At 65.0% G+C, this 8,055-nt stretch carries 6 protein-coding genes; 1 reads left to right on the top strand and 5 read right to left on the bottom strand.

Going from position 1 to position 8,055, the window contains the following annotated elements:
* Positions 1-496: 496 nt before the first annotated feature.
* The 5 genes from ACTQ49_RS13755 to lpdA form a co-directional block, all read right to left on the bottom strand.
* Positions 497-1,672, bottom strand: coding sequence for a phosphatase domain-containing protein (locus tag ACTQ49_RS13755; RefSeq protein WP_441828408.1), 1,176 nt, complete (start codon positions 1,670-1,672; stop codon positions 497-499).
* The gene (locus ACTQ49_RS13750) at positions 1,669-3,222 is read right to left on the bottom strand and encodes a diacylglycerol kinase family protein (RefSeq protein WP_441828407.1); all 1,554 of its coding nucleotides are present in this window, start codon (positions 3,220-3,222) and stop codon (positions 1,669-1,671) included. The genes ACTQ49_RS13755 and ACTQ49_RS13750 overlap by 4 nt, the downstream gene beginning before the upstream one ends.
* The gene (locus ACTQ49_RS13745; RefSeq protein ID WP_441828406.1) at positions 3,219-3,788 is read right to left on the bottom strand and encodes an HhH-GPD-type base excision DNA repair protein; all 570 of its coding nucleotides are present in this window, start codon (positions 3,786-3,788) and stop codon (positions 3,219-3,221) included. The genes ACTQ49_RS13750 and ACTQ49_RS13745 overlap by 4 nt, the downstream gene beginning before the upstream one ends.
* Before the next feature lie 70 nt (positions 3,789-3,858).
* Positions 3,859-4,830, bottom strand: coding sequence for a hypothetical protein (locus ACTQ49_RS13740; RefSeq protein WP_441828405.1), 972 nt, complete (start codon positions 4,828-4,830; stop codon positions 3,859-3,861).
* A 152-nt stretch (positions 4,831-4,982) separates the two neighbouring features.
* The gene (lpdA, locus tag ACTQ49_RS13735; protein WP_441828404.1) at positions 4,983-6,383 is read right to left on the bottom strand and encodes a dihydrolipoyl dehydrogenase; all 1,401 of its coding nucleotides are present in this window, start codon (positions 6,381-6,383) and stop codon (positions 4,983-4,985) included.
* Between the two features lie 138 nt (positions 6,384-6,521).
* Here lpdA and ACTQ49_RS13730 point away from each other — a divergent pair, with 138 nt between their 5' ends.
* Entirely contained in the window at positions 6,522-8,051 is a 1,530-nt protein-coding gene (locus ACTQ49_RS13730; RefSeq protein ID WP_441828403.1) for a helix-turn-helix domain-containing protein, read from the top strand.
* Positions 8,052-8,055: the final 4 nt, after the last annotated feature.

Raw genomic sequence — 8,055 nt, 5'->3', positions numbered from 1 at the left:
AACACAAACCCCACAAAGAGATTCACATCAATGGCCACGGGTAAAAATAGGCATTGACTTTAGACACGCTGTTGAGTTCTCAAGATCCGGGCGCGACCCGCACATCCCTCCAAAGAGATCCGCTTGGGGCGACTCGACCAACCTTACCGAAGTTGCTGAACCCGGTCAAATCCGAATTCTTTCGGTTGGAATTGAATGGCTATTGCTATTCGATTCCTTCGCTGCATTTCTGCAACTCGTGAAACTCTAGATCATTTCGACGTTGATCTCAAATCAACCTCATCGATCCAATTCAGGCGTCGACGAGCACCACTTCATCAGTGTGGAGGGGTGGCCCGTCGTGGCCTGAATGCTCTCGTCTGGACCATGTCCTGCCGAGTGAGCTGGATCAGCATACACACAACTTCGCCGAAGTACCAACCCCGGATCCGTGAGGGGCGCGCGCCAACAGACAGGTCGTGGCGGCCCACCCCCGGGCAGCCCCCACGCCTCGAAGTCACAGAAGTCGTCGAGCGGCGGCCATGTCCCTGTCCAGGAGCTCGCGAACACGGTCGGGCTGGGCTTCGTCGCTCCACGTGATGGTGTCGAACTCCTCCAGTGACTCCTCGATCACCTGACGCAGTCCTGCCGTGCTCAACAGCCCCAGCTGCAAGGCCCTCGCCGCGGCACCGACATAGGTGTCGAAGACACAGATCCGGTGCTCGGCGTGAGCCGCGCGCCGCTGCGCATCGATCCCGGTCACGTCATGGATGAAGACGCCGGCCACCTGATGGGGGAAGAGCTCCCACAGTCGCTCCCCCACATGGACATCCCCCTGCCCGGAATCACCCACGAAGACGATCCGGTACTCCGGGTAGAGCTGGACATAGTGCTGGACGTTCTCAATCTTCTTGCTCGCCATCGCGTCATGGCCCAAGAGATGCGCAAGGCTGCCAGACATCACGGACAGATCGGCGACCCCCGCCTTCTTGAGACTCTCGCGGGAGTGGTTCTCCAGCAGACCGAAGAAGTCCATGGGCCGTGCCGTGACAAAGGTGAGGTCCCCAAGACTGCGCGGGTCATCGGAGGGGCCACGATCCAGGGCCTCCTGGAAAGCGAGCACACCCGGGTAGACCGTGCCATCAGGAAAACGGTCGTCGTGCAGCTTGCAGAAGACCGTGTCGTCGATGTCGGAGAGGATCTTGGACTCGTCGAGGCTGAGACCCCGTGCCTGTTCCTCGATGTGGGAAAGAATTCGCTCGCGAACTGATTCGGACTCCAGATCGGTGAAGACCAGAGCCTCGAGATCATGGTGGTCATTGCGCAGGTTGATGATGTTCTTGAAGTGGGTGAGCTCCTCCCCGGTGACCGCGCAGAAGAGGTCACCCACCGCGGCCTCGTCAGCGGCAGAGGTGAAACCCTTCTGCAGGCCATAGATCAGGTTCGCCCTGGCGTGCAGGTCGAGCTCGTGCGCGCGTCGAACCGCCACCAGCTCCACCAGTGCGTCATGGTTTCGCGCCGAGAACCAGTGATTGTCCGTGGCGTCAAGCAGTCGGTCAGCACGTTCATCGGTCAAGAGCTCGTTCAGTTCGTCACTGCTCAGACCTGCCACCAGGTCGAGCAACTGTTCTTCCTCCTGACGTCCGGTTGGGCGTGCCAGCAGGTGGTCGATCACTTCGAGTGCGGCGGTCATGGGAGACTCCTCGTTCTCGGGGACTGGTCTGGGACAGGCGTTGGGGACGGGCTGTTCGGAGCCGACTCGCGGAAATGGCTGCTCCGGGGTACGCGCACCAACAGCGCACCGGGCTCCACCCGGAAGTGGGCCTGCGTCACGGGGCCCTCCACATCGCCGTCGAGCTGCACCTCCAGCGGCGTCCGGGGCGTGGCGTGCAAGGTGACGGCGACTCCGCGTTCCAGCGTTCTGAACTTCTTGTGTGGTGCGAGCGCAGCAGCCGCGACGCTGCTCCACTGCCACCAGTGTTCGACGTGGGCCAACAGGGTGTGCAAGTGGCCGTCCTGCAGGTCTGCTCCTGGGAAGACCTGGATCCCCATCGGAATGCGCCCCACATTGCCCACCAACAGACTCCACACGGTGGACTCATGGGCATCGCCCCCGTCGACGGAGACGGTCATCCGCAGCGGTCTGGCGAGCAGGTGACGAGCCCCGGACTCGAAGTAGGCGAGCCAGTGCAGACGTCGCTTCAAACCATGTCTGGTCCCCGCGACGGTTGCAGCGTCATGCCCCATCCCGGCCAGGACCAGGAAGACCTGTTCACCACCGAACTGACTCGTTGACGCCAACCGCACTTGGGCCACGCCGACGTCAATCGCAACATCGTGGCCGTTGAAGATGGTCTCCACGGCCCGCTGCAGGTGCCTACGGCGGAGCCCCAGATTGCGGGCGAAGATATTGGCGGTGCCGCAGGGCACGACGGCCAGTGGCACTCTGGTTCCGCGCAGCACGTCGGCGACACGACGAACGGTGCCGTCCCCGCCAGCGACGATGACCAGGTCAGATTTCCACGCCAGTGCCTGCGTCGCCTGTCCGCCACCGAAGTCGTCCGCGGTGGTCAGCAGCAGTCGTGGCGTCGGCCAGCCGTGGGTGCGAGCCTCCCGCTCCAGCAGTGACACGAGTTGCTCATGGCCCGGCGCGACAGGATTGGCGATCAGCACCGGGCAGCGTGGCACGTCACTCGGCGACGGCGACTCTTGGCGCCGCCGGTCGGCCGGGGCCAGCGAAGACGCCTGCTCCGTACCGGGATGCGCCCGGCCCAGCAGATCGTCGAGTGTCCCGGGAGACGCCAGTTCACGAGCCACCGGGACATCGGCCGGCAGCCAGTCGACCCGCAGCAGCTCGGACGGGGTGCACCAGCGCACCTCGTCGTGGCTGTGTCCCATGGTGGGCCCGCTGGACGCGTCTGTCAGTCGGCACACGAAGACGCGCATCTCGAGGGACTCGTTGATGGGCCAGGCCCCCGCGGGGTGCACCAACTCAGCTCCCACGACCGCATCGACGGCCAGTTCCTCGAACAGCTCCCGTACCAGAGCCTCCCGCGGCGACTCCCCGGACTCGACCTTTCCACCGGGGAACTCCCACCGCGACCCATGACCGGAACCAGTGACATCGACCCGGCGCGCGGCCAGGACCCGGCCGTCAGGCCCGACGATGGCTCCCGCCACCACCAGACGACGCCTGGGGATCTCCGGCTGGCCGGGCTCCGAGAACGCGTCGGGAGCAGTCACGCGCCCTGCCTCGTCGCCGCCTTGGCTGCCTTCTTGGCCTCACGCACCAGACGCAGACTGTCCGCATCGACGATGTCTGCCACCGACCGGTATCCGTCCTGCCCATAGTCGCCAGCCGCCTCCCGCCAGCCCGGCGCTTCAAGCCCCCGACGCTTGCCGAGAAGGGCGAGGAAGATCCGTGCCTTCTGCTCGCCGAAACCCGGCAGCTTCTCCACCCGTGCCAGCACCTCACGCCCCGTGCCGCTGCCCCAGATCTCCGATGCCTGTCCGTCGTACTCGTCGACGAGCACCACGCACAGCTGGTGCAGGCGCTTGCCCATGGAGCCCGGGAAGCGGTGCACCGCAGGCTTCTGGGCACAGATGGCCACGAAGTCATCCACGGGCAGTGCGGCAATGGCACTCACATCGAACTGGCCGCCCATGCGCCGGGCAATCACCGCAGGCCCGGAGAAGGCCTTCTCCATCGGGATCTGCTGGTCCAGACACATCCCTGCGAGCAGGGCATTGTCGTCGCGGGCCAAAAGCGAATCAGCCTCCGGATCCCCGGTGAGGTGGAAGACGGTCATGGAGGCCAGCCTACGGTCCCGCACCCGCCCGATCACGGACTGTGGCAGCCGCTCGGCTCTGCGCGAACCGTCACTCGAACAGCACGTACTCCGGTTGGGGAACCAGGGCCATCACCTCTGCGGGCGTCATGAGGCGCCCGCCAGTGGCGACGTCCTCTTCATAGAAGAGCTTGAAGCCGGGATGGACATGACGGGGCTTCTTCGCCACGACGCGCTTCCACGTTTCGGTCTTGGCCCCGGGGGAACCGATTCCGTCGACGGACTTGATCAGCACCACCCCCTTGGCTGCCTTCAAGCTGGGCTCATTGCCCACCACACCCTCGTTCAGCTGGTGGTACAGCAGGACCTTCTCCGGCAGATTGTGCTGCGCGACGAGTTGGGAGACCCACTGCGCACACTCATTGAGCTCCGCGGCCGAGACATGACCGAAGGTCTTCATGGGGATCTCATCGGGACCCATCCGCCATTCCGGGTCCAACGCCAGGCCGACGTCGGGCTCCTTCAGCCACTTCTCGTAGACCTTGATCTCCGTGGGGAAGCTGCTGCGGCCGGGCTGGATGTTGAGCAGCAGCATGGCCCGGTGCTTGCGGGCCACCGCGAGCCATTCCTCGATCACGGCATCGTCCACATGCGATCGGAACATGCCGTCCTTGCCCGGCTTGGGCTGCACGGTGGTGGCGATCAGCTCCATCACCGGCATGATGGTGCGTCCCTTGGCATAGGGCTGCGCGCGCTTCTCCATCTCCACCATGCGATCGTCCAGCTCCCCGATGCCCAGCCGTCCCTGCCCTGGCGCACCGGGAGCTCCCGAGTACCCGAACAGTCGGTGCTCCGGAAAGATGCTGCGCCCACCGCGCGGCAGTTCCGGTGCCGGGGTGGGCGTCGGCGTCGGGCTCGGGGCTGCCGTCTGATCCAGCCCCTGCGACGAGGGGGCCGTACTGGCGGCCTGGTCGGACGACTCCCCTGTGCCGCAGGCCGAAGCCATCAGGGACAGGGCGAGCAGAGCGGTGACCGTGGCGGTGCGAGTGCTGCGGGAAGGCATGCGTTGACGTTAGCGGAAATTCACCACGTTCAACACTGCTTTCCCCTGCACGGGCAAGGGCCCCGCGCCGTGTGCACTGGGGACCAGTTCACACGGCGCGGGGCCCTTGCCCAGAACGCCAGCCGAAGCCGTCGTGGAGTGAAGCCGTCGGATCAGAAGTTGATCATGTGGCCAACGACACCCTCCGCGGCCTCCTTGATGGCCTCGGACAGGGTCGGGTGGGCGTGCACGGTGCGGCCGATCTCGTCGGCGCGCAGGTCCCACTGCTGGGCCAGGACCAGCTCCGGCAGGAGCTCGGTCACCTCCGGGCCAATCATGTGGGCGCCGAGGATCTCGTTGGTCTTGGCGTCCGCGACGATCTTCACGAAACCGACGCCCTCGCCCAGGCCCCAAGCCTTGCCATTGGCGCTGAAGGGGAACTTGCCCACCTTGACCTCATAGCCCTTGTCCTTGGCCTGCTGCTCGGAGTAGCCCATGGAGCCCACCTGCGGCTGGCAGTAGGTGGCCCGCGGGATGAAGTCGTAGTTCACGGGGTAGGTCTCGGCTCCAGCGATGGTCTCGGAGGCCACGACGCCCTGGGCCTCGGCCACGTGCGCCAGCATCATCTTGCCGGTCACGTCACCGATCGCGTAGATGCCGTCGACATTCGTGCGCAGGTAGTCGTCCACGGCGATGGCGCCGCGATCGGTCAGCTCGACGCCAGTCTTGTCCAGGCCATAACCGTCGGTGCGAGGCGCGAAGCCCATCGCCTGCAGGAACTTGTCGGCCTCGAGGACCTGCGAGTCGCCGCCCTTGGCCGGGGCAACGGTGACCTTGACACCGTCACCGGTGTCCTCGACGCCCTGGACACCAGTGCTGGTGAGCACCTTGATGCCGAGCTTCTTGTACTGCTTCGCGAGCTCTGCCGAGATGTCCTTGTCCTCGGCCGGGACCATCCGGTCGGCGTACTCGACGATGGTCACGTCCACGCCGTAGGAGTTCAGGACATAGGCGAACTCAGTGCCGATGGCGCCCGAACCACCGATGATGATGCTCTTGGGGAGCTCCTCGGCGAGGATCTGCTCCTTGTAGGTGACGACATTCTTGCTGACCTCGGTGCCCGGCAGCAGCTTGGTGGTGGCACCCACGGCAATGATGCAGGCGTCGAAGGTGACCTCCTCCGTGCTGCCGTCCTCCTTGGCGACGCTGATCTTCTTGGCGTCGACGAAGGTTCCCCAGCCGGAGATCTCCTGGATCTTGTTCTTCTTCATGAGGAAGTGGATGCCCTTGACCATGCGGTCACTGACCTGGCGCGAACGACTGAAGGCCTTGCCGTAGTCCGCGGTCATCTCGCCGGACAGACCGAAGGTGCCGGCCTCCTTGGTCACGAGGTGCACGATCTCCGCATTGCGCAGGAGCGACTTGGTGGGGATGCAGCCCACATTGAGGCAGACACCGCCCCAGTACTCCTTCTCGATGATGGCAACCTTCTTGCCCAGCTGGGCGGCGCGAATGGCGGCAACGTAGCCACCGGGGCCCGCGCCGAGGACGACGACGTCAAAGTGAGAGCTCATGGTTCCACTCTAGGGCAAACGAGCCCCTGGGAGCTGCCCGCCCGGCAACGCATCCCCAATTCCATGATGACCATAATATTTCACCATGAAAGTGTGGACAAAGTGGCAATATCTCAGGTGTGAGTTACCCTGAAGAGCGTGACTGAAACGACTCCTGCCTCCATCGGCCGACTGATCCGGGACGCACGCAAGCAGCGTGGTCTGACCCAGAACCAGCTCGCCGACGTGTTGAACACCTCGCAGAGCGCCGTCCATCGCATCGAGGCCGGCAACCAGAACCTGAGCCTCGAGATGATCAACCGGATCGCCGAGGCCCTCGAATCGCCCCTGATCACGCCGGCCACCAGCGGCACCATGAACTTCCGCATCAAGGGCGGCGAGAAGCTCAGCGGCTCCATCGAGGTGCGCTCCAGCAAGAATGCCGCCGTGGCGCTGCTGTGTGGCAGCCTGATCAACCGCGGCCGCACCGTGCTGCGCGGCATCGCGCGCATCGAGGAGGTCAACCGCCTGTTGGAGGTGCTCACCAGCATCGGCGTCGAGGCCACCTGGAATGACGCACACACCGATCTCACCCTGCGCCGCCCCGCGGAACTCGACCTGGCGGCCATGGACGTCGAGGCTGCCCGACGCACGCGCAGCATCATCATGTTCCTGGGGCCCCTGCTCCACCAGTACCCGGACTTCCAGCTGCCCTATGCCGGCGGCTGCAACCTGGGCGCCCGCACGATCGAACCCCACCTGCAGGTGCTGCGGCCCTTCGGGCTCGAGGTGGAGGCCACCGAGGGCTACTACCAGGCCCACACCGATGCCACCCGTCGCAAGGATGTTCGTCACATCACCCTCACCGAGCGCGGTGACACGGTGACGGAGAATGCGCTGCTGGCTGCAGCCCAGACGCCGGGCGTCACCGTGCTGCGCAATGCGTCGCCGAACTACATGGTCCAGGATGTCTGCGTCTTCCTGCAGATGCTGGGTGTCCAGATCGAAGGCATCGGAACCACCACGCTGCGCGTGACGGGCGTCGAGGAGATCAACGTCGACGTCGAGTACGACATCAGCGAGGACCCCATCGAGGCCATGAGCCTGCTGACCGCGGCGATCGTCACCGACAGCGAGCTCACCATCACCCGTTGCCCGATCGAGTTCCTGGAGATCGAACTGGCGGTCCTGGAGGAGATGGGCCTGCGCTACACCCTGAGCGACGAGTACGCCAGCCGCAACCAGTTCACCCGGCTGGTGGACATCACCGTCCACCCGTCGAAGCTCAAGGCAGCCCAGGACAAGATCCACCCGCTCCCCTTCCCCGGCCTGAACATCGACAACCTGCCCTTCTTCGCGGTCATCGCGGCCGTCGCCGAGGGCTCGACGATGGTGCACGACTGGGTCTACGAGAACCGCGCGATCCACCTGCTGGAGCTGAACAAGCTCGGTGCCAATGTGCAGCTGCTCGATCCCCACCGCCTGATCGTGGCCGGCCCCACCCGCTGGCGGGGCCGTGACCTGGTCTGCCCGCCGGCCCTTCGTCCCGCGGTCTGCCTGCTGCTCGCCGCACTGGCCGCCCGCGGCGAGACAGTGCTACGCGACGTCTACGTCATCAACCGTGGCTACGAGGACCTGCCAATGCGTCTGAACAAGCTGGGGGCGCACATCGAGGTCTTCCACGAGTGAGTTT

The sequence above is a fragment of the Luteococcus sp. Sow4_B9 genome, assembly GCF_052116585.1.
GTDB lineage: Bacteria > Actinomycetota > Actinomycetes > Propionibacteriales > Propionibacteriaceae > Luteococcus.
The sequence above is the reverse complement of the archived record's forward strand: the minus strand, read 5'-3'. Positions and strand labels throughout refer to the sequence as shown.

Bases quoted from the DNA above. Each gene is read 5' to 3' on its own strand.
- ACTQ49_RS13755 (WP_441828408.1), bottom strand. From the start codon at position 1,672: ATGACCGCCGCACTCGAAGTGATCGACCACCTGCTGGCACGCCCAACC.
- ACTQ49_RS13745 (WP_441828406.1), bottom strand. From the start codon at position 3,788: ATGACCGTCTTCCACCTCACCGGGGATCCGGAGGCTGATTCGCTTTTG.
- ACTQ49_RS13740 (WP_441828405.1), bottom strand. From the start codon at position 4,830: ATGCCTTCCCGCAGCACTCGCACCGCCACGGTCACCGCTCTGCTCGCC.
- lpdA (WP_441828404.1), bottom strand. From the start codon at position 6,383: ATGAGCTCTCACTTTGACGTCGTCGTCCTCGGCGCGGGCCCCGGTGGC.